17 protein-coding genes are annotated in these 25,182 nt (G+C 48.2%); 11 read left to right on the top strand and 6 right to left on the bottom strand.

Going from position 1 to position 25,182, the window contains the following annotated elements; all coding sequences use genetic code 11:
• Positions 1 to 26 precede the first annotated feature (26 nt).
• The 4 genes from OZ401_RS20785 to OZ401_RS20770 all read left to right on the top strand — a co-directional run bounded on the left by OZ401_RS20785 (position 27) and on the right by OZ401_RS20770 (position 5,978).
• On the top strand, positions 27 to 1,838 hold the full coding sequence (locus tag OZ401_RS20785; protein WP_341470443.1) for a beta-galactosidase: 1,812 nt from the start codon (positions 27 to 29) through the stop codon (positions 1,836 to 1,838).
• Between the two features lie 67 nt (positions 1,839 to 1,905).
• Positions 1,906 to 2,190, top strand: a complete 285-nt coding sequence (locus OZ401_RS20780; protein WP_341470442.1) for a hypothetical protein — start codon at positions 1,906 to 1,908, stop codon at positions 2,188 to 2,190.
• Positions 2,191 to 2,319: 129 nt separating this feature from the next.
• On the top strand, positions 2,320 to 4,398 hold the full coding sequence (locus OZ401_RS20775; protein WP_341470441.1) for a hybrid sensor histidine kinase/response regulator: 2,079 nt from the start codon (positions 2,320 to 2,322) through the stop codon (positions 4,396 to 4,398).
• A gap of 131 nt (positions 4,399 to 4,529) precedes the next feature.
• Positions 4,530 to 5,978 carry an SUMF1/EgtB/PvdO family nonheme iron enzyme gene (locus OZ401_RS20770; protein ID WP_341470440.1) on the top strand — a complete coding sequence of 483 codons (1,449 nt, stop codon included), beginning with the start codon at positions 4,530 to 4,532 and terminating at the stop codon, positions 5,976 to 5,978.
• 140 nt (positions 5,979 to 6,118) lie between these two features.
• Here OZ401_RS20770 and OZ401_RS20765 read toward each other — a convergent pair whose 3' ends face one another.
• Complete coding sequence (locus tag OZ401_RS20765; protein ID WP_341470439.1) at positions 6,119 to 6,361, bottom strand: hypothetical protein; 243 nt, start codon at positions 6,359 to 6,361, stop codon at positions 6,119 to 6,121.
• 158 nt (positions 6,362 to 6,519) lie between these two features.
• Between OZ401_RS20765 and OZ401_RS20760 the strand changes: the two genes are divergently transcribed.
• Entirely contained in the window at positions 6,520 to 7,740 is a 1,221-nt protein-coding gene (locus OZ401_RS20760; protein ID WP_341470438.1) for an MFS transporter, read from the top strand.
• A 19-nt stretch (positions 7,741 to 7,759) separates the two neighbouring features.
• On the opposite strand, the gene OZ401_RS20755 is transcribed toward OZ401_RS20760, so the two are convergent.
• Positions 7,760 to 10,846 (bottom strand): PAS domain S-box protein, encoded by a 3,087-nt coding sequence (locus tag OZ401_RS20755; protein WP_341470437.1) that lies wholly within the window; start codon positions 10,844 to 10,846, stop codon positions 7,760 to 7,762.
• Positions 10,847 to 11,748: 902 nt separating this feature from the next.
• On the opposite strand from OZ401_RS20755, the gene OZ401_RS20750 reads away from it, so the two are divergent.
• From OZ401_RS20750 to OZ401_RS20725, 6 genes are all read left to right on the top strand, one after another.
• Entirely contained in the window at positions 11,749 to 16,530 is a 4,782-nt protein-coding gene (locus tag OZ401_RS20750) for a protein kinase domain-containing protein (RefSeq protein ID WP_341470436.1), read from the top strand.
• 401 nt (positions 16,531 to 16,931) lie between these two features.
• Positions 16,932 to 17,912, top strand: coding sequence for a hypothetical protein (locus OZ401_RS20745; RefSeq protein ID WP_341470435.1), 981 nt, complete (start codon positions 16,932 to 16,934; stop codon positions 17,910 to 17,912).
• 763 nt (positions 17,913 to 18,675) lie between these two features.
• A complete protein-coding gene (locus OZ401_RS20740; RefSeq protein WP_341470434.1) occupies positions 18,676 to 19,050 on the top strand; it encodes a response regulator transcription factor in 375 nt (124 codons plus the stop codon).
• A 126-nt stretch (positions 19,051 to 19,176) separates the two neighbouring features.
• Positions 19,177 to 19,602 carry an FtsB family cell division protein gene (locus tag OZ401_RS20735; protein ID WP_341470433.1) on the top strand — a complete coding sequence of 142 codons (426 nt, stop codon included), beginning with the start codon at positions 19,177 to 19,179 and terminating at the stop codon, positions 19,600 to 19,602.
• 30 nt (positions 19,603 to 19,632) lie between these two features.
• Positions 19,633 to 20,238 (top strand): sulfite oxidase-like oxidoreductase, encoded by a 606-nt coding sequence (locus tag OZ401_RS20730; protein WP_341470432.1) that lies wholly within the window; start codon positions 19,633 to 19,635, stop codon positions 20,236 to 20,238.
• A gap of 2 nt (positions 20,239 to 20,240) precedes the next feature.
• Positions 20,241 to 20,930: a class I SAM-dependent methyltransferase gene (locus OZ401_RS20725; RefSeq protein WP_341470431.1), complete on the top strand. Its 690-nt coding sequence runs from the start codon at positions 20,241 to 20,243 to the stop codon at positions 20,928 to 20,930.
• A 73-nt stretch (positions 20,931 to 21,003) separates the two neighbouring features.
• Here OZ401_RS20725 and OZ401_RS20720 read toward each other — a convergent pair whose 3' ends face one another.
• The 4 genes from OZ401_RS20720 to OZ401_RS20705 form a co-directional block, all read right to left on the bottom strand.
• Positions 21,004 to 21,552 carry a GNAT family N-acetyltransferase gene (locus OZ401_RS20720; protein WP_341470430.1) on the bottom strand — a complete coding sequence of 183 codons (549 nt, stop codon included), beginning with the start codon at positions 21,550 to 21,552 and terminating at the stop codon, positions 21,004 to 21,006.
• 44 nt (positions 21,553 to 21,596) lie between these two features.
• Positions 21,597 to 22,097, bottom strand: coding sequence for a GNAT family N-acetyltransferase (locus tag OZ401_RS20715; protein WP_341470429.1), 501 nt, complete (start codon positions 22,095 to 22,097; stop codon positions 21,597 to 21,599).
• Between the two features lie 315 nt (positions 22,098 to 22,412).
• Positions 22,413 to 23,570 (bottom strand): acyl-CoA dehydrogenase family protein, encoded by a 1,158-nt coding sequence (locus OZ401_RS20710; RefSeq protein WP_341470428.1) that lies wholly within the window; start codon positions 23,568 to 23,570, stop codon positions 22,413 to 22,415.
• Between the two features lie 201 nt (positions 23,571 to 23,771).
• Positions 23,772 to 25,103 carry an IS4 family transposase gene (locus OZ401_RS20705; protein ID WP_341470427.1) on the bottom strand — a complete coding sequence of 444 codons (1,332 nt, stop codon included), beginning with the start codon at positions 25,101 to 25,103 and terminating at the stop codon, positions 23,772 to 23,774.
• Positions 25,104 to 25,182: the final 79 nt, after the last annotated feature.

The following is a 25,182-nucleotide window of genomic DNA, read 5'->3' as shown; positions in this document are numbered from 1 at the left end:
TAAATCACTTTCAGGAGGTTTGAGGCTTGCGTTCTGCTACTGGCACGCACCGGATTTGCGTTTTGCTCTTCGCGCTTTTAGCAATGAATCTACTCTTAATGGTGTTTCCTCCGGTTGAAGCGGACGCGCTTGAAATCTCCCCCGCCATCATCTACGCTCCTGATACCGCTTTTAACCCAGATGTGACCAATCTTCCCACCGCCCCGGCACGCCAGAAGTTTGGCATTGCCGCGCATCCGTGGTGGCTCGACATGTTTCTCGATCGCTTTATTGCATACTATAAAGACCTGAAGGTTACGACAGTGCGGCTGCCTTTCGAGTGGAAAGTGGTTGAGCCGCAAGCGGGGGTTTATGATTTCTCGCGAGAAGACCGTATCCTGAACCGCCTGACAGACGAGGGTTTCGAGGTAGTGGTGGAATTTGTCACCGTGCCGGTCTGGGCAAGTACCAACCCTGAGCAATGTATCAAAGATGATCTGCTTTGCCGCCTCGATTCGCGCTATTCCGAACGGTTGGCGCAGGTGACGCAAACGGCGGTAGCGCGTTATCCTTTCATTCGTAGCTGGGAGTTTTGGAACGAGCCGGATTTGTGGCAAAACTTCGGGAAGCGCGACATCAGCGATTATGCGCCATGGCTCAAAATCTTCTATGAATCGGTGAAGCGTGCCGACCCAACCGTGTTGGTGGCAGCAACCAGCCTGAGCGGTTACGACTATACCCAATGGCTCTACAATTACAGCGATGCGGTGTTTGGCATGCGCCCGTGGGATGCGATTGCCTACCATCCCTATACCCCCGAAAAGTGCCACATGAACCCAAATGCAAGCCGGGTGAGCCTGAATTTTAATGGGGTCGAGCGGTTGCGCGAATTGATGGTAGAGCGCGGCGACAGAAATAAGCCGATTTGGCTGACCGAGGTGGGGTGGTTGGGTACGCCCGAAGACCAAACCGCTTGTTTGAAAGAGACTTTTGATTATGTCAGCACGCGCCCCTTTATCACCATGACCCATGTGCATATGCTGCACGATTGGGAGTCAGAGCAGTATGGCTTGATGAAGGTCAAACAGGACATTTTTTGGAAACGTCCCCTGCAAAGCACCGATGAGTTTGTACCCAAACAGCCCTTCTATGATGCCTATAAATATTACGATAAACGTTCGCTGCCGCTTCGTCCTGCTTTTTCCGCCGATACGCTCATTTTTGATGATACACGCCACACCGTAACGGGGGTTTTCAAACGCGCGTGGGAGCGGGGCGGCTTGACGCTGTTCGGCTACCCCAAAACGGGGCAGTTTTACGAGCGCAACCCTGCCGATAATAAATACTATCTGGTGCAATATTTCGAGCGGGTGCGCATGGAATATCACCCTGAGTTCAAAAATACGCCAAGCGAGGTACTATTCGGCTTGCTCGGCAATCAGCTTTTAACCGAGCGCGGTTGGTTGGACTGGCACGGGCTGCCTCTTGCGGGCGCAACCTTGCCCGAAGAGAAGCCCACCCGCACCGGGGCAGATTTGTTGTGGTTCCGCGAGACGCAGCACACGCTCTCCGGCGCATTCTTGCAAGCGTGGAACAAGCAAGGTGGGCTTGCCATCGTGGGTTTGCCCAAAACGCGGGTATTCGAGGAGCGCAATCCGGACGATGGTGGTATTTATCAGGTGCAGTATTTCGAGCGGACGCGCATGGAATTACATCCCGGCAAGAACGGTCAGCCTGATATTGTGCTGTTCGGCTTGCTCGGCAATGATCGCTTGCGCTTGCAAAGCCGTATCCTGAACGATAATCAGCCCAATTTTGATGCTTACTATAACCCTGCTCTGCCGGAGTATCGGTTTTAAGTCTCCCAAACGATAAACGCCACCCAGTCCCTTTCAGGATACAGGCAGTAGGGGCGGTTCGCTGCCTGTGACCCGTAGGGTTACGCCCCGTAGAGGGTGTGACCCGCCCTTCGTTTGTTGCCCCACCCCCCCCGATAAACACCACCCATCGCGGGCGCATCCCGATGCGCCCCTACCAATCGATTCTCATGAGATTTGGTTCGTAGGGGCGGTTCGCGAACCGCCCGGTATTGATTGCGTGTGTTGCCCCAACCCCCACGATAAACGCCATCCAGTCCCTTTCAGGATACAGGCAAAGGGAGGCTTATTTGCATACGCCCTTTCCCCCGATTGCTGTTCTTCCCATTTATAGTTTAGGACTTTCCTTCAACACTTAATTCTTATATAATTTAACCAAGAATATTGCCTTGAAGAATAAACTTAGCCGAAATACTTAGTATTAAAGAATTTTAATTATTATTTAAAACCGAGACTATCAGAAATGAATGCCAGAAACCAATTACTCAAGAAGCTCTGCACCATTGGGTTGATTACCGTACTGGCTGGTATGATCACCATAACCGTAACCACTTTTCTTTTCTACCAAGTGTGGGATGCTTATGTCTGGGGTATGTTGATTCTGTCTCTGCTAGGGGTTACCTTTGGTTCCGGTTTGTTGCTTAATAACCAACCGCAACTGGCAGAGCGCGTAATGGTTTATCTGTTGGTAGGGGTGGTTATTCTTGCCATAATGGCTTTCGGCAACAACCTTCCGCTTCTCACATGTACCTTTTTAATACCGCTGATTATGGGTGTAGTGCTGCTGGAAAAAACCGAGTCGCTTATCCTGATCGCCTCAACCACATTCATTGCGGTGGTTTTAATCCTCTATGTATCGTTAGTCGCGCCCGATACAGCCATTAAATCGCTCTCCCCAAGCCTCGTGATACTCTCCAATTCGATCATTACTGTGTTGCTTATCCCGACGATTTCGTCGCTGATACTGATTCCAACCCTAGATCGCAAAAGAGCGCAGGAGCGGCTTTCCGCCCAGAAGAAACAACTCGAAGTAGTGCTGCGTTCGATTACCGACGCTGTTATTGCGATTGATGCCACCGGAAAGCCGCTTTTGTTCAATCCGGTCGCCGAAAATATGCTCGGTATGACTTTGTCGGAGGCAGAAGGTAAAACGCTGGAACAATTGCTGCCTGTCAACTACGGTGAAACTACTATCGGCGCGTATGTGGCACGAGTGCTGAAATCCGGTCGGCATATGTCGTTTGAAAACAAGATTTTTCTATCAGGGCAGGAAAGAATGCTGTCCGGTAGTATCTCGCCCACTCGTGACTCGGCTAACCAAATCATCGGGGCGGTGGTGGCTTTCCGCGATGTTACTATTCGTTATCTGATGGATCAGGAATTGCAGAAGACGGGTAAACTCGAATCGTTGGGGGTGCTGGCGGGTGGTATTGCTCACGATTTTAACAACATCCTCACCGTTATCTTGGGCAATATTGCGCTGGCTTCTCGGCTGGATGGCGAGGAATCGGGTGAAGCTTTGGAAGCTGCCGAGAAAGCCACCAACCGCGCGACCAACTTGGCGCAACAACTGCTCACTTTTGCAAGGGGTGGCGAGCCTCTCAGAAGCAATATTCAACTTGAGCAGATGCTACGTGAGGACGGCAGGTTTGCCAGTCACGGTTCCAACGTGGAAGTGGAGTTCTGGTTCGCCCCCGACCTTTGGGGGGTGGTAGGTGATCGGGGTCAATTGGGGCAGGTAATTCAGAATCTGGTGATAAACGCTATCCAGTCCCAACCCTCTGGGGGTAAAGTTCAGATTCGGGGGCAGAACCTGATTCTGAGCGAGGAAATGGGTCTGCCGCTAACCGCCGGGAAGTACGTCAGGATTTCGGTGCAAGACTGGGGTTCGGGTATTGCTCCCGAAAATCTCCCCAAAATATTCGACCCTTATTTTACCACCAAGCAGAGTGGAAATGGATTGGGACTGGCTATCAGCTATTCCATTATCAGGAAGCACAACGGGTATATAGTGGTGGAATCGGAGCGGGGCAAGGGCGCTACCTTCCATATTTATCTGCCTGCGGTGGATAACATCGTCCCAGATATTGTGCCAAATAATGAGCCGATTCGGTCGGTTCGAACCGGGTTGCGGGTGTTGATAATGGATGACGAAGCCGGTATCAGGAGAATGGTGGGGCGGGTATTGCGGCACGAAGGACATACGGTGGCGGAAGCCTCAAACGGGGAAGAAGCGATTGCGCTATATCGGCAGGCACAGCAAGCGCAACAGCCCTTTGATGTGGTGCTTATGGACTTGACTATACCCGGCGGTATGGGTGGCAAGGAGGCAATCCAGTTATTGCTGGAAGTGGACGCAAACGCAAGGGTTATCGTTTCCAGCGGCTATTCTTCCGACCCGGTGATGGCGCACTACCAAGAGTACGGTTTCAAGGGTATGGTAGCCAAGCCTTTTAACATGAAGGACTTGCTGCGTGCAATCGAGGCGGTGATGCAAGTCGATTCCCCATCCGCTCAAACCGAGTTATCGGCTTCGCAGTAAACCAGCCGGGTACTTTTCTCCGTAGTCTTGGCGGTAGTAGAACCTCTCATGCTAAGTAGCAAAGATTCACAATCTTGATTATAATTAAACCGCGATTGCGTTACTGATAAACCCCACGCTGGAGCGCGAACATGCCCGACCCTGCCAAACTGAAAGTGTTTCTGTGCCACTCCTCCGGGGATAAGCCCGTGATTCGCGAACTGTATCGCCACCTCAAAGCCGAAAGCTGGATTGACCCGTGGCTGGATGAGGAAGAACTGCTGCCCGGACAGCCGTGGCAGTACGCCATTGAAAAGGCATTGGAAGAAAGCCATATCATATTGGTGTGTCTTACACCTGAGTCGGTGTCAAAAATTGGCTATGTACAGGCAGAGATAGAAACCGCGCTATACTATGCCAAATATATGCCAGAAGGGCTGAGCAATATCATCCCCTTGAAACTGGCAGAGTGCGAAATTCCGCGAAGGTTGAGTCGGTGGCAAGCGGCGCGGTTCTATGATGAGCGTGGACGCGAAATGCTATTGGAAGGGTTGCGCTTCCATGCCAAGAATTTCCGCATCGCCCTACCCGAAACGCCTTCCACTCCGCCCGTTGCTGCCCCTAACCCTGCGCCACCCGTATCAAGGGTGGTTGAGCCAAAATCTGCCCCTCCCGTAATAAAGGCGGTTGAGCCAAAACCTGCGTCCGCGCCTGCCAAAACCGAAGCGGAACGCTTGTTCGATGAAATTGCAAACCCAAAAACCATACACACCCGCCGCATGGCTATTGGCGATAGGTTGAGCGCAATCGGCGACCCTCGGCGCGGGGTAGGCGTGCGCCCCGACGGTATCCCCGACATCGCGTGGCTGGCGGTTACGCCGGGCGGCAATCTGGCAATCGAAAAACAGACCTTTGAGGTACAACCCTTCTACATCGCGCAATACCAAGTAACCTTTGCGCAATTCGAAGCCTTTGTGAAAGCGGGGGACGGCTACCAGAACCGCGAGTGGTGGCAAGGTTTTCCGAAAGAGTATCAACCGCAAACGCTGAAAGAGCAATATCAAAAAGGCTTGAGCATACCGCGAGACAGGATGTCGTGGTATCAGGCGGTGGCGTTTGGGCGGTGGCTGAACAAACACATGTTGGGTTGGCAATTGACCAGTTCGGAAGATATAGGCAACCCTTTAATCATCGGCAATAACGCGCAGGTGCGTTTGCCAACCGAATGGGAATGGCAGTGGGCGGCGCAAGGGGGCAACCAGCAGCGTGAATATCCGTGGGGCGCATGGCAAGAGGACTACGCCAATACAAGGGAAGCACGATTGCGACGGGCGATTGCGGTGGGCATGTACCCGCAAGGGGCAGCAGCATGCGGGGCGGACGATATGCTTGGAAATGTATTGGAGTGGTGTCTTAATGACTATGCTGCCCTGAAAAATGTAGCGTTGGACAATGGTCAGCCGAAGGTGCTGCGGGGCGCGTCTTACGTCAACTATGGAGCTTATGCGTCCTGTGTGCTCCGCAAAAACTACAGCCCTAACCTCGGTGGCTACAGTTTTGGTTTTCGGTTGGTAGCGTCGTCTCCTATTGCGTCACTCTGAACTCTGAATCAAATACCGGGCGTATTCAAATACGCCCCTACGAATTAAACCCGCCTCGTTCGGATGCGGTTCGGTGGACAGCCCGAAAATTGGGGTGAGGACGCGACACGCCCGCGAGGGGTGGGCAATATCTTTAGGGATCAGGCAAATAAAGAAGGGCGATTCGCCTGCGCCCCGTAGAGGGTGCGAATCGCCCCTACGAATCCGAACCGGGTAGGGGCGTGGCTGGACACGCCCGGCGTTGGGTGGCGTAAATGCGGGGGTGGTGGAGCGAGGTTCGGGTAGGGGCGCATTCCGATGCGCCCGGTTTTAGCCTCGATGGTTTGGCACGTATCCCATAGGGTTGGGCGCAACGGCACGCAATCAATACCGGGCGTATTCAAATACGCCCCTACGAATCCCGAACCTTGTGGGGGCGCATTCCGATGCGCCCTTTTTCACGCCTACCCGAACAAATTAAACTGTTGTAGTTTAAACCCTATACTTTTGCGTTTCTCCGTTATATCTTGAAACGGATAAATTATAAGGAGAGCGCTAGAAGATGAAAAAATCGCCGTTGATGATTGTTTTTATGACCGTGCTGCTGAACTTGATCGGTTTTGGCATGGTCATCCCGTTGCTACCGTTCTATGCCATGCACTTTGGCGCAGATGCGTTTACTGTCGGTTCGCTCACTGCCACCTTCTCTCTGAGCCAGCTAATTTTTACCCCGGTGATGGGGACGTGGTCGGATCGCATCGGGCGAAGACCTATTATTCTGCTTGGCTTGTTGGTAAATGCCTTCGCCTTTGCGGTAACGGGCGTAGCTGGGGCGTTGTGGGTGCTGTTTGTTGGACGCGCCATCAACGGCTTCGGCTCATCCTCGATGGGGGCAGCCAGCGCGTATATCGCCGATGTCACCACCCCGGAGAACCGCTCGAAGGGCATGGGCATGCTCGGTGCGGCATACGGGCTTGGCTTTGTCATCGGGCCCGCGATTGGCGGTACGCTCGGCAGCATCAACCAATCTCTACCCTTCTATGTGGCGGCGGTTCTAACTATTATTAACTTTGGGTTGGGCTGGTTCATGCTGCCCGAATCGCTTTCGCCAGAACTGCGCAAGGTTGCCAGCCTCAGCAAGCGCGACAGCAACCCCTTAAGCGTGTTGCAGAACATCTATCGCGCTTTGCAACGAGCGGAATTGCGCCTTCCCATCTTGATGTTTTTCTTCTTCAACGTAGCCTTTACCGGTTTCGAAGTCTTGATGCCGCTATTCGCGCAACGCCGCTACAATTTTACCAGCCAAGATTACGGCTACCTTTTCGCCTATATGGGCGTGTTGGTGATAATCATGCAAGGCGGTTTTGTGGGCGTGGTGGTCAAACGCTTAGGCGATTACAAAACGCTGCGGTTGGGCTTGCTGATTCTGGCAATTTCGATGGTCTTTATCCCGCTCGGCAACATCTTGCCGCTGGTCTTTTTCGTGCTATTCTTTCTGGCAATCGGGCAGGGCATTGCCACTCCCACCAGCACCGCCGTCATCTCCATTACCAGCGGCGCACAGGAACAGGGCGAAATTCTGGGCATCTCGCAGGGGGTGGGCAGTCTCGCGCGTATGCTCGGCCCGTTAGCAGTCGGCTTCATCTTCAACACCTTTGGCGAGGTCGTGCCGTTTATGTGCTGTAGCGTGGTAATGCTGCTGGCGTTAGGGTTGGCGATGTCGTTGCGGACAGCCGCAAAACCCGCCGATGTGCCGGAGAAAGCGGGCGCGCTGGAGTATTAAAAGTTGTTAGACTTGCGCCTTACCCCAACGGTATCCACACGCGGTAGAGCGTGCCTTTGTTCAGTTCGCTTTCTACTTCTATTCTGCCTTTGTGTGTGTCCAAACATTTCTTTACAATCGGCATACCCAACCCGGTTCCCTCGATGCTGGAAACATTTTTCGCACGATAGAATACATCAAAAAGATGTTTCAAACCTTCCGGGGGTATCCCGATGCCTTCATCCTCGATTTCTACACTAACCTGATTTGTTTCGTAACCTAACCTGAAATGAACCGTGCTTCCTTCCGCCGAATACTTGATGGCGTTGGTCAACAGGTTCGAGATAATTTGCCGGAGTAGTTTGGAATCGCCTTGTAGCAATACCGGAGCAGGTTCAATTTGCAGGTCAAATTGATGTTTTGTGCCAATTCCAAGCTGAATCTCCTCCAACATCGTGGCGCAAAACTGGCTGAAATCCATCTCAACCGGATTGAATTCTAGCTTCCCGGCATCGGCTTTATTTAACAGCAGCACATCATCCAAAAGCTCGGTCATATTTACCACTGAAAGATAAATGCGCTGGTATAATTCCTGCTTGCGTTCATCTGTCCACTTATGCCCGTAATATTCCAGCAATTGCGCTGATGAGTTGATAATGGTAAGCGGGGTGCGGAACTCGTGCGAAGCGGTGGTGATAAAGAGCGATTTTTGTTGGCTCAGTTCCCGTTCGGTTTTGAGATTCTTTGTTAGTTCTTCCTCGGCTATCACCCGTTGGGTAACATCGAAACTTACGCAGATTACGCCGGTTATCCGCCCCTCTGTATCCCTAACGGGCGTATATACTCCCTCAAAGTAGCGTTCTCCTATTTTTGTGACGCTCTGAACAATTTCCCCGTGCAGGGCGCGTGTTACAAGCCCGGTGAATTTATCCAATAGATATTTGCTAATGTCTGTTCGCACGCTCGGCGCATGTTGCCCAACAAGCATTTTGGGATCAATATTGAAGTAGGAAAGCCCCTTGCCATCCACAAAAGTGAGCTTACCGTTGGTATCAAAGGCGAACAGAATCAGTGGCGCGTTTGAAACCACCGTTCTCAAAAGCTGCTCGCTATTTCGCAAGGCTTCTTCGGCTTTGCGGCGTTCGGTTAGGTCGGTGATAACAGCGATTACCCCTTCCAGTTTGTCATTATTAAAGAAGGGCGTTCCGGTGATGGAAACAAATTTCTCCGACCCGTCTTTGGTTATCATACGAACTTCATTTGTGGTGGTTTTGCCATTGAGCCATTGCCAACGTGCCTCCAACAGCACCTTATGGTCGTCTGGGTGGGTATAATCGAGCGGGGTTTTACCCCTCATTTCTTCAACAGAGAAACCGGTCATTTGGGCTAAAGCCGGATTAATATATTCAAGATTTTCCACCTTCCAAGAAACAGCGAGTCCATGCCCCATATTGTCCATCACCAACCGCGCGAAGTCACGTTGTTCTATCAGGGCGTGCTCAGTTTCACGGCGTTTAAATGCGCTGGCAAAAACCTCGGCTATTACTCTGAGCAACACAATATCGTCATCACTCCAAACCTTTTGCCGGGTTATGGTTTCAAAGTTGATAAAGCCGATAACCCCATGATCCACCCGCATAGGAAGTTGCACCATAGATTGGATAACCGCTTTTTCAAGTAAGGCACGGAACGAGCTTGCTTCTTCGGGCAGATCTGCCAGAGAGTCCAATCGTATAACTTCCCCATTTTTGATGCGCTCTATTGCCCACAAATCCGCGGAATGTTTACTACCTACACCGAGCGCGGTTATACCTTCCTCGCACCATTCGTAGTTTCTGAAGATTTCATTCTCAACATTGGAGTAATAATAAATTTGGCAGCGATCTACACCGAGAAACTGACCGATAGTGGCAAGCGCAAAGTTTATCTCAGTGTCGATGTTTTCGAAACTGGCGCGCATTAGATTAGACGAGATATTGGCAACCAGCTTTTCATAATCATGCCGGAATTGCAAGGCTGCTTCTGCACTCTTACGCGCAGTTACATCGCGCAAGGTAACAATTATGTTCTCTGCTTCTCCGGTTTTTTCCGAAAAGCCCATTTGCCCCCCAATTTCAAACCAGAGATAATGCCCCTGCTTATGGCGAAGTCGGATTACTACCGTTTCGTAGTTAGCGCGTGTTAGTCGGTTATATTTTATTGCGGCAGCCATAAGAGGTAGTTCATCGGGATGCACCAATTCCTGCTCCCAATGTTGTTTTAACTCTTCCGAAGTGTAGCCCAAGACCTTTTCACATGAGGGGGAGGCATAGAGGTATTCCCCATCTTTTGATAACGCTACGACTATATCAATGGTGTTTTCCGCCAACAAGCGATAGCGCTGTTCGCTTTCGAGCAAAGTTCTTTCTACCGTTTTGCGCTCGGTAACATCCCGCACAATTGCCAGCACTTCATTTTCGGTGTTCATCAGCAGTCGGGTTTCAAAAAATCTGTGGTTACCTTCAACCTCTAGTTCGCTATCAAACACTTGGGTTTTGCCGCTATTCAGGGTTAGCTCTATATATGCCAGTGCATTCTCAACCAATTTCGCTTGTAAGGTTGCATCCACGCTGCTATTACTAGTGGTCTCAGCCTGATAATTTACAAAGTTTCCATTTCGGTCTATGCGTAAAAGTATATCCGGGATTGCCTTAATTAAAGCGAGGTTGATGGAAACACTCTTAGCCAATGCCTCTTCTGCATATTTACGTCGCGAAATATCCAGCACAGAAAAGCAGACTGTAAAAATTAATCCTTCTGGATTTTTTACCGGGATATAGTTGATTTCTAGCCATTTCCAGCTAACTTCTGGGTTATTGTAAGGCTGTTCCAAGGTAATGAGCTTCCCGGCGTAGGCTTCTAGCAAATGTTTTTCAAAATTCGTGATTCCTATCTTTGCTAAGATAGGTCGGACATCTATGCCGAGCGTCGGAACGTAGCCCAATGCCAACTTGGTACGTTCAGTTGCGCGGTTGTTAAGCGCGGCGAGCGTGAAATCCCGGTTAATAATAAACATAGAAGTAGGGGCGCTATTGAAAATATCGCTGTAGGTAGCATCCGGGTTTGTGGCAACTGGAAGATGTGGCATCAAAAACGTCCTGTGTTTATATAGTGATGTAAGGGACTCTAAAGATTTTTGGTAAAAAGCTTACATTGAAAATAGCTGTGCCGTTTGTACTTTTACGGTTTGAGACTACTTAATTATAATATGAAAAAGAACCCATAAAATCTAGGTATTTTACTTCCATTCCGTAATATTTAGCTACCTCAAGGTTGTGAAATTTATAGCTTGCCGCAATCATTAGCTTTTGGTACAATATCTCTATTGAAAATAGCTGGTATTGGGCATCTGGCTTCGTGAAATCAAACTATTTTATTTGTTGATGTATCTCCAAGCAAACCATCTTCATGTTCCTATTGATTTTTAGGTAAACCACCAATAATTTTATAGACTTTATATCAAGTATAATATACATTAAAATTTAATAATATAAACACATGTTGAGAGTAGCTTAAGGTCGTTTATTGCTCCTTATCTAGTGCTTAAAAGTCGCATCAGGATGGGCTTATTTCAGATAGTGGTGGGTTCAGAGAAAAGGTGTAATAACATAAATAATTGATTTAATTTGCAATAGTAGTTTTAAAAAAGCTTTGACATCAATTATGTATTATGCTCTTTTCAAAGGTAAAATATTTACAATGCCAATTCTTTTTAAGAAACTTATATCCAAATTTAAGCAATCTTTTAGGAAGAATTTAGGTTCAAGTAGTAGTATAATTAATATACGCTCTTGTAAAATGCCGTGTAATTCATTATTATGCTAGATATATTGTCGCGCTCATGTGCAGAATGGGTTGTAAAGCTAAGAGGAAAGTGATTACAATTGATGCAAGTCGTTTTGTAATAAACAAAACTGATTTTGTGCCTTAAACCTACCCGTTTCTTTTCTCTTCGCGATTTTTAGGGACCTTTTGGGGAGTTACCAAGCTATGTTTGTGGATGAATTAGAGCGACCAATATTAGGAAAATACAGAGTAATCAGCACTATTACCTCTGAATCTTTCGTTTTTACTTATATTGCTAACTCCACCACTCAAACAGTATTTATAAGAGCTATTTCCGCTACCCACCCGAATTTCAACCCCGATTATCTGGTTGCCTGCCTCCGTGAGTATGAAATCAGTAAACAACTTGTCGGTAACACCGTGCTTATTCCGGTGTTGGAATACGGCTCTACCGATGATACTCATTATTTTGTTTACGAATTTATTGAGGGCGATAGCCTTTACGAACAAATAGCTATCTCTCGCAATAGACCTCTCAATAATCAAACGATTACTGCGGTTGCTAAGGATATATGCACCGCTCTGCAAGTTTTGCATTCAAACGGGCTGTTTCATGGGGATTTGAATGCCAAAAATGTTTTACTTACCAAATCAAAAAAAGCTTTTCTTAAAAGCTATGGCACCAGCACAACCGCCTCAGAAGATGAGAATAAACTTGATGCCGATATTTATGCGTTGGGTTTAATCCTTTATAGGATGGCGACTTGCCAGCAATATCGTCCCGGAAAGTCCCAATCGGCGCTCTCCCTCAATCGTAACCTAACCCCGGCGTTGAGTACCATAATCTCGGCTACGCTCAACGAGTTCGGAGAGCAGCGTTATTATAATCTTGCCACCTTGCAAGAGCAGCTTGAGTTGGGGTTAGATTTCGATGTTAGCCCTGAACAACTTCTTGAGCAGTTGGTTAGACCTGCCACCCCACCTGAGATTGTTGAAGAACCCATCGAGCCTGAGCTTGAAGAAGTGGTTTTAGCTGTGGCTGAAGCTGCACCGGAGGTCGCTGCAGTAGAAGAAGCCGAGCTTGCGCCTGAAGTAGTGGCAGAAGAGCCTGAACCTCTTGAGACCGAAGCGATAGAACTAGAACCGCAAGAAGAAGCGGCAGAACTGGCAGAGCCTGAGCTTGAATCGGAAGTAGCGCCGGAAGCATTAGAAGCTGAACCGACAGAAGAAGAAGCTGCACCTGAACTCGAAGTCGTAGAGTTGGTAGAAGAGGCTGAGCTTGAATCGGAAATAGCGGCGGAAGCATTAGAAGCTGAACCGACAGAAGAAGAAGCTGCACCAGAAGCCGAAGTCGCTGAGTTGGCAGAAGAGGCTGAGCTTGCGCCTGAGCCTGAATCGGAAATAGCGGCGGAAGAGGCTGTAACACCTGAACTCGAAGTCGTAGAGTTGGTAGAAGAGGCTGAGCTTGAATCGGAAATAGCAGCGGAAGAAGCTGAACCTCTTGAAGCAGAACCGACAGAACTAGAAGAGGCTGAGCTTGAATCGGAAGTAGCGGCGGAAGAGGCTGTAACACCTGAACTCGAAGTCGCTGAATTGGTAGAAGAGGCTGAGCTTGCGCCAGAAATAGCAGCGGAAGAGGCGGAAGCTTTTGAGACCGAAGCTGAAGAGGCGATAGAATCCGAAGTCGCAGAGTTGGTAGAAGAAGCTGAAGCTCTTGAGATCGAAGCGGTAGAACTAGAACCGCAAGAAGAAGCGGTAGAAGAGCCTGAGCTTGCGCCTGAGCTTGAATCGGAAGTAGCGGCGGAAGAGCCTGAACCTCTTGAGACCGAAGCCGAAGAGACGATAGAAGCCGAAGTCGCTGAATTGGTAGAAGAGCCTGAGCTTGCGCCTGAGCTTGAATCGGAAGTAACAGCAGAAGAACCGGAAGCTCTTGAAGCTGAAACCGTAGAACTAGAAGAGCCTGAGCTTGAATCGGAAATAGCGGCAGAAGAGGCTGTAACACCTGAACTCGAAGTCGTGGAGTTGGTAGAAGAGGCTGAGCTTGAATCGGAAGTAGTGGCGGAAGAGCCTGAAGCTCTTGAAGCAGAACCGACAGAACTAGAAGAGGCTGAGCTTGAATCGGAAGTAGTGGCGGAAGAGGCTGAACCTCTTGAGATCGCAGCCGAAATGTTAGAACTGGAAGAGGCTGAGCTTGAATCGGAAGTAGCAGCGGAAGAGGCGGAAGCTTTTGAGACCGAAGCTGAAGAGGCGATAGAATCCGAAGTCGCTGAATTGGTAGAAGAAGCTGAACCTCTTGAGATCGAAGCGGTAGAAGCAGAACCGCAAGAAGAAGCGGCAGAAGAATCTGAACTTGAGCCAGAAATAGCAGCGGAAGCATTAGAAGCTGAACCAGAAGCCGAAGTCGCTGAGTTGGTGGAAGAGGCTGAGCTTGCGCCTGAGCTTGAATCGGAAGTAGTGGCTGAACCTGAAGCTCTTGAAGCTGAAGAGCCTGAGCTTGCGCCAGAAATAGCAGCGGAAGAGGCGGAAGCTTTTGAGACCGAAGCTGAAGAGACGATAGAAGCCGAAGTCGCTGAGTTGGTAGAAGAGGGTGAGCTTGCGCCTGAGCTTGAATCGGAAGTAGTGGCTGAACCTGAAGCTCTTGAAGCTGAAACTGTAGAACTAGAAGAATCTGAACTTGAGCCAGAAATAGCAGCGGAAGAATTAGAAGCAGAACCGACAGAACTAGAAGAGGCTGAGCTTGCACCAGTAGAAGCGGCAGAAGAGCCTGAACTTGAAGCTGAAGCTCTTGAGACCGAAGCGATAGAACTAGAACCGCAAGAAGAAGCGGCAGAAGAATCTGAACTTGAGCCAGAAATAGCAGCGGAAGAATTAGAAGCAGAACCGACAGAACTAGAAGAGGCTGAGCTTGCGCCTGAGCCTGAATCGGAAATAGCGGCGGAAGAACCTGAGTTTGAGCCGGAAGTAGCGGCGGAAGAATTAGAAGCTGAATCAGAAGCCGAAGTCGTTGAGTTGGTAGAAGAGGCTGAGCTTGCGCCAGAAATAGCGGCGGAAGAATTAGAAGCTGAATCAGAAGCCGAAGTCGCTGAATTGGTAGAAGAGGCTGTAACACCTGAACTCGAAGTCGTTGAGTTGGTAGAAGAGGCTGAGCTTGCGCCGGAAGTAGTGGCTGAACCGGAAGCTCTTGAAGCTGAAACTGTAGAACTAGAAGAATCTGAATTTGAATCGGAAGTAGCAACGGAAGAGCCTGAAGCTCTTGAAGCAGAACCGACAGAACTAGAAGAGGCTGAGCTTGCGCCTGAGCCTGAATCGGAAATAGCGGCAGAAGAGGCTGAACCTCTTGAGACCGAAGCTGAAGAGACGATAGAAGCCGAAGTCGCTGAGTTGGTAGAAGAGGCTGAGCTTGAATCGGAAGTAGTGGCGGAAGAGCTTGAAACTCTTGAGATCGAAGCGGTAGAAGCAGAACCGCAAGAAGAAGCGGCGACAGAGCTATCAGAGGAAGAAGCGTTTTTTGCAGAGCTTGAGCTGGAAATAGCAGCAGAAAAGGCTGAAGCCGCAAGGTTGGCGGCAGAGTTAGAAGAGTTAGAGCGGGCGTTAGCAGCGGAAGAGGCTGTAGCCCCTGAAACCATCGCTGAGGAAGAAGCCGAAGCTCTTGAAACCGAAACCGAAGAGGCAGAGTCAGCATTGGAAGAGGCTGAGCTTGCGCCGGAAGAGGCGGAGGGAGCTACCGAAGCGCTAGAGGTCGAAGCGCAAGCAGAAACGCCAGAGGAAGCCTATCCGATTGAGGAAGCGGCAGAAGAGGCTGTAGCGCCGGAAATCGAACCTACACAGGATGCGCCTACAAAAGTGAAAATCTATGAACCGCTTATAGAAATGGATGAAGCTGATCTGTATGAAGCACTGGCGAAAAACACTTCGGGAATTGCGGCAACGCTAGTTACAGAACCAGATGCGCCCACTTTTGAGCCTCCGCTTGAAACTGAGCCGCTTATGAGCGCAAAAATTGCGCCTGAAACGAAACCGTTGGAGCTTAAGACTTCTACAATGGCAATAAACGGTTGGTCTTCGGCATACAAGAGCAACGTTGGAGGGATACAAGCTTCTCAGCTAGAAGATAAAACCAATCAGGTTGCCCAACTTGATGTTCCGCTCATTCTGCAACATCCGGGTGCGCCTGAAGCTGAAAAAACCGTACAACAACCCACATTCAGTTTACACTCCTTACCGCTGGTTGTTAAAATCTTCATCCTGTTATTTGCGGGTATATTGCTGATATTGCTGGTTACTCTAGCAAAAGCGCCGGTTAATACGGTTAAGCTCGTTCCCAATACCACCTCGACTGTCAATTCATCTCTTACCTCGTTGGTGAGCAGTTTGAATATTCAAGGGGCTACTTTTGATACCTCGCAACCCCGACTTGAGCGAGAGCTTAGAACCAATCTGCCGGTCTTATTCGCTGATAACTTCATGCCTAGCTATAGCCCCAAGTGGAAACTGATCGATAACAAATGGAACGTGGTAGACAGCGTATTCAAGACGGTAGATAATCGCCCCGGCACGTTGCTGCTCGATATAGGGGCGGCTCCGAATTTTGAAGTATCGCTGGTGTCGGAATCATTCGTATATACCAAATCGCTTGGCTTGTACTTCTATGTTAATGGCGAACCCGCTAACGGAACACTCGACACTTCCAAAAGCTACATCAGCGTTTCTTTCTTTAACTGTTTGTTATACGATATAAATACAAAAACCGATGGCAAACAGATATTGAATACCAGCGTTACAACAAGCTATACCTATTGTAACGAGGAAACCCGTTACGCCAAACCTATCATAATTCAGCTTAGGGATAATGCCCTTTATATCTATACAGGCAGTCGTGAATACAAATTGTTCAAAACCGATTTACCGCCGGGAATTACTGTGGGTAAAATTGGAATCGTAACAGGTGGCGTTGGCATCTCCGATATTCGAATTATCGGACTCTAGGTGGCAAAATTCCTTATATCGCGCTAAAGAATAAAAAGCGTGAAAATTTTTGAGAAGGCTGCCGAGAATAAAGTTGCAGCCTGTTTGCTTGCTCAGGTTAAAGATGATATTGATAGGTAAAATCCATTCTGGCAATATCTGAAGGATTCAGTTATTTTGCCTCACATTATGATAAAATAAATTGCATTTCTAGCTCCAAATACCAAAATATACTGTGCAATGGTTTGAGCCGAATGGTTTGGACAAATATTAGGAAGATTAATCCTTAGCTCGATTTAATTTTTTAGCGCCTGAGTTGATTGTTAATATATCAGGTTCTTTTTTAATTATTAGAGAAACTCTAGTATAGTTGTCTCGATTCTTGCGACAAAATGAAACACTCCTTTTTAGTTGGAGGAACTATGAGTTCGAAAGAAAAAGCGGAAGTGGCTAAGTCAGAAAAGAAATCAGGCACTACTGAATCTGAAAAAATAGAGGCAGTAGCTGAGGTTCTTGAAGATGCAAGTCTCGATCAGTTAAATTCACTTGATTTGGATGGTGCGGTGGAAGCTGATGACGCAGTAGCAGTACCTGAAAATTCGGCGGTAGAAACGGAACAGCCCTCAGCCGTACCTGATGCCGAGATAACCGCCTCCAAAGCAGATTTACTTAAGGCAGATTCGGATGAAGATTCGAAGAACCAAGTCGCATTGGAATCCACCCATTCTGAGGAAGAAGCAGTAGTAAAAGCGCAGTCCGTTACCGAACCTGAACAAAAATTAGAAGTTGCACAAGCCAACTCACCTAAACAGCTAGAGGCTGTTAGCACTGATGAGCAAGGCAAAAATGTTAGTACCAGTGAAAAGATAAGCGGAAACAAGAACAATAATATTGTAGCGGAGGTAAAACCTAAGATGCTTGATTCCAGTTTCAACCCAAACCTGAACGGAAACGATGATCTCGAACAGGATTCACAAGCTAGCCGTGATAAGGAGATAGAAACCTTACGTGGTATTATTTACGGTTCACAGCAACGTGAAGCCGAACGACGTTTCAAGACGTTTGATGCACGCCTCGAAGCTATTTACGAAGAGTTTCGAACCTCTGCCTCCCGCCAGCAAGATTCACATGCAACGTTAGAAAACAATTATAATTCGCTGGAAGAACGCACCAAGCAGGATTTTGAAGCTCTTGAAGCTCGCTTGCAGAGCTACCGCCGTGAGATGCTGGAGAAAGTCAGCATTATTGAGCGGCACTTGCAGGAAGGTATTAACAACCTACGGCGTGACCTTAGCGCACAGGTTGAAACACTCTTTTTCGAAAAGCTCAACACCAAGGATATCGGCAACCTGTTGATTGAAATGGGCGTGCGGCTTCGCAAAGAGCAAAACGGGGATAGCTAGACCGTTCCATTGAATTAATCTCCAGTTTCCGGGGCTGGCAACCACAGCGTTAGCCGCTACTATGCCAGCCCTGCTATTGTTGCTTTACATAATACACCACGCTTTTGCTGTTCCTCTAAACGAAACTCTGCTATCGGTAATTTTATCTGTAGTTGCCTTGAAGTTTTGCTTATCATTTCACGAACTCAGTATTGTGATGAATTTAACTATAACTTTCTCAAGAGACTTATATCTTAAGAATCGAATTAAAATCGTGAAACAAAAGGCTATCCGGGGAGTCTGGAATTAAAATATAGCCTGCTATCAAGAATAATATATTTTGGTTAACACAAATCCAATAAAAATATTAATTAATAAATAAACAAAATTATCCCACACCACGCTAATAAATACTATAAAATGTATATAAAATGATCGTTATGTACCTAAGCATTACACAGGGCAATATTGAATGCCGATAAAGTTAGACAACTTTCACCTATTTTTTAGACAACTTTTACCATATATAAATAGCTGTAGTGTATTATTAGTATAGTGTGAAGTTGTATTGTATAATCTACCAAGCTACTTTATGAGTATGCCTTACTTAATTATATTCGAATTGTAAATCCCGTAAATAAAATTTAATAAATTGACATAAAGTAGTGCGCTTACTTGCTAACCACAATCTTAATAGTGATCACCTTAACCCTTGCTGTAACCGCAAAACCACATACTCGGTGGTTTGGCTTTTATCTGCTAAAAGAAATCGTCAGGATTATTAATGGCAAAACGAATTTTGCTAATTGAAGATGAAAAACTACTGGTGGAAAATATAGTTTTATTTCTCCAGTCCGAAGGGTATGATGTTCTTACCGCCACAAATGGCGCTGATGGGCTTAAAATGGCGCAGGAATTACAACCAGACGCAATCATATGTGACATCCTTTTGCCAAAAATGGATGGATTCGCAATTTTAGAAACGCTGCGTCAGGATAAACGCTTTGAAACCACCCCTTTTATAATACTCTCCGCCAAAGCTGAAAAATCCAGTATCAAAGCCGGTCTAGAACTCGGCGCAGATGAATACATTATTAAGCCCTTTTCTCTGGATGACCTCCTAAAGGTACTAGCCACTCATTTGGAAAATTCTAACTGAAGAAGTTGCCGAAGTGGGCTAATTTGTTTCTTTTTATATATCTTTCCCGTTGACATAATCACCCCGTAACCCTAAAATGGGCATTACTGGCAAACTCATCATTAACGTAGGTAAAAGGCGAACGAAATGACCCGACTAAGTGCCCTCGTAGCCAAGCTGAGTTCGCGGTTAATTATTATCGTGCTGGTCGTAGCGGCTGTCGCTTTCGTGGCAATTTATATCGGTCAATCCTTCCGTATTCGTGAGATGCGCGAGCAGAGTGACCAAAAGAAAGCGGAACTGGCTTTATACGAAGATCGTAATACCCAACTCAAGCAGCAACTTGAATTTTTACAGGGACCGGGGTACATGCTTTACGTAGAATTGGTAGCGCGGCAAGCTTTGGGTCTGGCTAGACCCGATGAGACCGTGATATTGCCTGTGCAGCAAGGTGTCAACGGGGTAGCAATTCGTCCGGGGCAGGCTCCTGCCGGGCAAAAAGCGCCTACTACGACGCTGGAACAGAAAAGCAAAACTGGCTGGGATAGTTGGTGGAGCTTTTTCTTTGGGTAAAGATTTAAATCGGAGGTTTTAAAAATATAAATGGCTTTTCAATTCTTTAAGAAACCTGACCCGGATATGTCAAAGCGCGTACCTCCGGGTCAGTCTCTTACCGACCGCTTTCCTGTTTTGCACTATGGGCCGGTGCCCTTTACCGATCTGGCAAAATGGGATTTTAAAATATTCGGCACTGTTGAAGAACCGGTGCGCTTTAATTGGGATGAACTTATGGCGTTGCCGCAAAGTGAAATCACCACCGATATTCACTGCGTAACGCGCTGGAGCAAATTGGATACGGTCTGGACGGGCGTGCTGGTCAAAGATTTGATGAAAAACGTCAAGCTAAAGCCAGAATCCCACTTTGTGCTGGCGCATGCTGAACACGGCTTTACCGCCAATATACCGCTCGAAGTCTTTCTGGATGATGATGTGATGCTGGCGCATAGCTTCGACCGAAAGCCGCTCGCCCGCGATCATGGCTATCCCTTGCGCCTGCTCGTTCCTAAGAAATACTTCTGGAAAAGCGCGAAGTGGTTGCGCGGTCTGGAGTTTATGAGCGAGGATAAGCCCGGTTTCTGGGAGCGCAACGGTTACAGCAATAGCGCCGACCCGTGGAAAGAAGAACGTTACAACGATGATAACTGGTAGGAATGGCTAAACCGCTATTGCTCCCGTTGCGATTACTGCGCCTGTTGGTCACTAGCTTGCTTAGGTTGGCGTTTCAGGCGCTTTATTATCCCCTCGCTCCCTTGTACGATAAAATCGCCGAAATCGCTTTTCTCGGTCAGTGGGCTAAATGGCAACGGGCGGTATTGCCGCGTCTGGTCGGTAAGCAAGTGCTTGATCTTGGTTGCGGAACCGGCACGTTGTACCTCGAACTGCTAAGATGGGGCTGTGTTACCACCGGAGTAGATGCCAGCGCGCCCATGCTAAAACAGGCGCAGCGCAAGATACGCGCGGCTGGCAAAACCCCGGCGTTGGCGCTTGCCAAAGCTTATAAACTGCCCTTTCCCGATGAAACCTTTACTTCGGTGGTATGCACCTTCCCTGCCTCTTATATAATGGAACCTGAGACTCTATTAGAGGTGGTACGGGTACTGTATCCGGGCGGCAAGCTGATTATTGTGGATACTGCCCAACTACACCCTTTTAATCGGCGTGCGCGCTTCCTGTTGTGGCTCTATACGCAAGTGCTAGGCTATGGCGGCAGACCTTCCGATAATACTGGTTACGGTCGCTTTGATTTGCTATTACGCGAAGTGGGGCTGTTGCGGCGGGATGAAATGTTCGAGGATGAGCAAGGCGAGGCGCATATAATTGTTGCCATCAAAGTCTGGTAGCGAAAAAAGCGGATTATAAGCATGAAACAAGGGATGTAATTCCCCTTGTCTAAAATCTTTCTTACTACGCGCGTTATTGTTGGGGTGCGTGCCACGGGATAGAACGGTATAACAATAGGTCATATTGTTTATCGTCACCAGAGCTTTGAATCTGAGTTCCCGCTTCCACAAAACCAAACTGCCGATAAAAAGCGCGCGCACCGTAATTATTTTCCCACACCGTCAGCCAGATTGTATCGAAACCCCTGTTTTCGGCTTCTTTAAGCAGCGATTGCAATAGGGCGGCTCCCACCCCCATGCCGTTTAGTTCTCGCCGCACATACAGCCGCACTAATTCAATGGGGCGTTGGCAATTGATTTTGACGGTTGGGTGGTTAGCCCGCAATTTGGCATATCCCACCGGCCCTTGCTTGACTTCTGCCAATATAAAGAACTGGCGAGGGTTGGCAAGTTCATTGCGGTGCTTGTCGCTGTCTAAGCAAGCCTCATAGTAGGCTTCCTTATCTGCTGAGCTACCGCCTACAGCCGCGATTTCAGCAAGGCTGCGGTTGCTCAGTTCTCCAACCAAACTGGCATCGGCAGGTGAAGCCAAACGAATATTCAACTTTTTGTTTTGTACCATTGGTCTGGATTTTCTGCATAATATTATTCTTTATTAGCGCAAGACTATGCGTTATACTCCTGTCGCAATATCGACATGATTACCAATGATTCAAAACGATCACCGAATTTTAGGCACTCGCGAAGGATGCCTTCCTCCACAAAGCCCTGTGCCTGATAAACCCGGCGCGCTCTTGTATTATTGCTCATCACATCCAGCCAAAGCCGATGCACACTCAGTTGCTTAAACGCTAGTCTCTTAACCTGCCTTAATACTTCTGTACCGTAGCCCTTACTTTTTTCTGTGATGACGATTCGGCGTAGTTGAAGGCTCAAGTCTGGACTATTTATATCTTGTAAAATAACGTACCCTATTTGTCGATTTTCTGCTGTATTCTCTGCTACTAGATGAAAAAATGCGGGATTTGAAAATGTATCCAGATGCTGTTGCCTACTCCACTGACCGACATAAGGGCTGTTATTTTCGTCCTGCTCGGCAGCCAAAACGAACTCAAGGTCGCTTTCCTGCGTAGGGCGCAGCCTCAGATTACTAACCTTATCTATCATCTCTTGCTCCTTTTACTTTCAAATACACAACGCAAGACCACTATAACTTTGCCATTTAGCAAATGTGCCGTAAACCCCCTAGCTTTAGGTTACTGTCGGCAAACCCTTTTGAATGGAGAAGAAGGCTCACGTATTAGTTAGTTTCGTTGTTAAAATGGGGAAACAGCATGCGAGAATACGCGCCACGCTATAATGGCAGCGTATCCAAAATGATTCGCGGGAGATACAGCCGGAGAAGGGCGAAAAGTTGGAAGTATGGTTTTATCCCCCTCCTCAAGCCAGCAAGCCCCAAACCTCTGCTGTTATTAATTTGTCTTACAGCTTGGGGAAGCCCAATTCTTTGGCGATAACTTCTTTCATGATTTCGTCTGTGCCAGCCCCGATGCGGTTCAAGCGCAGGTCGCGCCAGATGCGCCCGATTTCGTATTCGTTCATGTAGCCTGCGCCCCCGTGTATTTGCAAGGCTTCATCCACCACCCGGTTCGACATTTGCGCGGTAAAGAGCTTCGCCATCGTTATTTCCTTGACCGGATAGCCACCCTCTAGATATTTGCGAACTGCCGAATACGCCAATTGTCGCCCCGCTTCGATTTGGGTCGCCATATCCACGAACTTATGCTGGATTACCTGAAATTGGTTTACCTGTCGCCCGAAAGCGATGCGCTCTTTGGCATAGTCGAAGGCGATTTCGTAGGCGCGTTGTGCGGTGGCAACGGCGGCAACGGCGGCGTAGAGTCGCTCTACCTGCAATTCCCACATTATATGGTAGAAGCCTTTGCCCTCCTCGCCCAGAATTGCCGAGTTTGGCACGCGCACATCCTGAAAGGCAAGTTCGGCGGTATCGCTGGCGTGCATCCCCACCTTTTTGAGCTTGCGGCTCACACTGAAGCCGGGCAAGGTTTTATCCACCAGAAAGAGGGTTACGCCTTTAGAACTGCGCTGACTGGTTTCGGTTTTGGCGACAAGTAGGATAAAATCGGCGCGTAGCCCGTTGGTAATATAAATCTTCGAGCCGTTAATAACCCAATCGTCCCCATCGCGCCGCGCTACGGTGCGAATCGCTTGCACATCGCTGCCGCTGTTGGGTTCGGTGATACCGAGGCAACCGATTTTCTCGCCCTTAAGACCGGGCACGATATAATTCTGCTTTTGTTCTTCCGTACCGAATTTTAGGACGGTGGGTAATACCATATCGGTATGTACTGCCAAGCCCATGCCCAATCCACCGCTGCGACAACGGCTCATTTCCTCCGCCAGCACTACGCTGTAAAGGTAATCGCCGCCGCTTCCGCCGTATTCTTCGGGATACCACAGTCCTAGAAAGCCAAGTTGACCCATGCGTCGGAAAATTTCGCTAGGGAAGGATTCGGCTGCTTCCCACTCATCGGCGTATGGTGCCAGTTCTTTTTCAACAAAGCGCCGGATTACTGCACGCATTTCTTGATGTTCTGCATTGAACATACTGTCTGCCATCTTTGGTCTCTCCCGGTTATAGGCTTTTGATTCGCGTAGCTATTCACCCCCTGCCACCTCAAGGGGGAAAGGGGGGAAAGTATAAAGGGGACACCCCTTACCACCCCGCACAGGGGTTGCACCCCTGAGAACCCCGCTCAAAAACCCCCTCAAGGGGGAAAGAGAGGGAGGAGTTCAAGGGGACACCCCATCAGTTACAAGTTAAGAAATTAAAGGGAAAGTCAAATCAGGTTTAGGTCTGGGTCTTGGACGTTTGACAATCCCTAAAAGTTTGGCATTAGTGGCCAAATACTGAACCACACTAACTTCTAGCCCTCTAGCCCTCACACGGCTTATATGACCCAGCCCCAGATATACCATTTCTACCGAAATTCGGCTCAAAGGCAGTTCCAATTCCTCCGCCACCCCATCACTCAAATCAATCAAGACACTGTACATTAACCAGGTTGTCCATAACTGTAATAATATGGCGTTTTGGCTACTGCCATAAAAATAAGCTAAGCCCAGCAACCGTTTTACCGTTTTGAAGGCATCCTCTATCCGCCAGCGTTGCCGATATAGTTCGGCGATTTGAGTGCCACTTAACCGCTCTAGCTCCAGCACATTGGTGACATAACTGTACCATTTACCCGCATATTCTATTTCCACTTGCCTTAATATTAACGGTTGCCTAGCCGCATCTTTCACTTGTATTAGCCATTCACGCTGCCCCTCTCTCCAGCTTAACTTCTGGAGAACTTGATGCACCATTCTGCTCTTGACCCGACTGATAAAGTATTTGCCTTCTGAGCTTAACTGAGCGTATCGCCCATAATTCACGAAGCCTAAATCGAACAGCAGTAAAGCTCCACTGGGCAGGCTTTCACAAATTTGTTCCCACCAGTTCTGTTCGTGGCAGTAACTATCCTCCTCATACCATACTTGGGTAGGTAATTGACTACGCAAGTCTAACATTGCTAACATTCGCCCACCTAATACCGTCTGCTCAGTTTCCCGTAACAAACCCACTTTCTTTATCAAGGCATCCAAACTGGAAGCGTCCACTGCCACTATCTGTTTGAACTCAGCCAGTCCCTTTTGCAACTCTTTCGGGAGGGGACGTTGGCGAGCTTGGCTACGTTTTTGTACTTCTGGCAAGACCTCCCTTAAAATACTTTCAAATAGACTAGCGGGCAACTCTCGCAAACGTTCACTCACGGCTTGCTGGCTTACTTTAAGGGCTGGTTGCCACAGTTGTCCGTACTGATTAAGTTCTCTAACCGCGGCACTGACCGAACCCAATTGTCGCCAGATTAGACTAATCAGGAAACAAACCATTACTGGTAGGGTGAGGGTACGGCAACGTAAACCTAAGCTTTGATAATGCTGCGTCAGATTTAGAATTGCTGGTTCGATCAACTGATTGAGCAGTTGCTCTATTTCCTGCTCGGTTGGGGCGGGGACGGGTCGTTTTGAGCGCTCCAACATTATTGCTCTGGTCTGACGTGAATGGCTCGTTTTGGTATTCTTTTTATTATTATTTTGGGTACTCATACCTCAAATTATAAGCTATTTTGCTTCTTTTTTGCTTGACAATCCTTTAGAACCCTTAACTTGTAACCTATGGGGACAC

The organism is Candidatus Chlorohelix allophototropha (assembly GCF_030389965.1).
Taxonomy (GTDB): domain Bacteria; phylum Chloroflexota; class Chloroflexia; order Chloroheliales; family Chloroheliaceae; genus Chlorohelix; species Chlorohelix allophototropha.
This window is presented reverse-complemented; position numbering and strand designations above follow the sequence as displayed.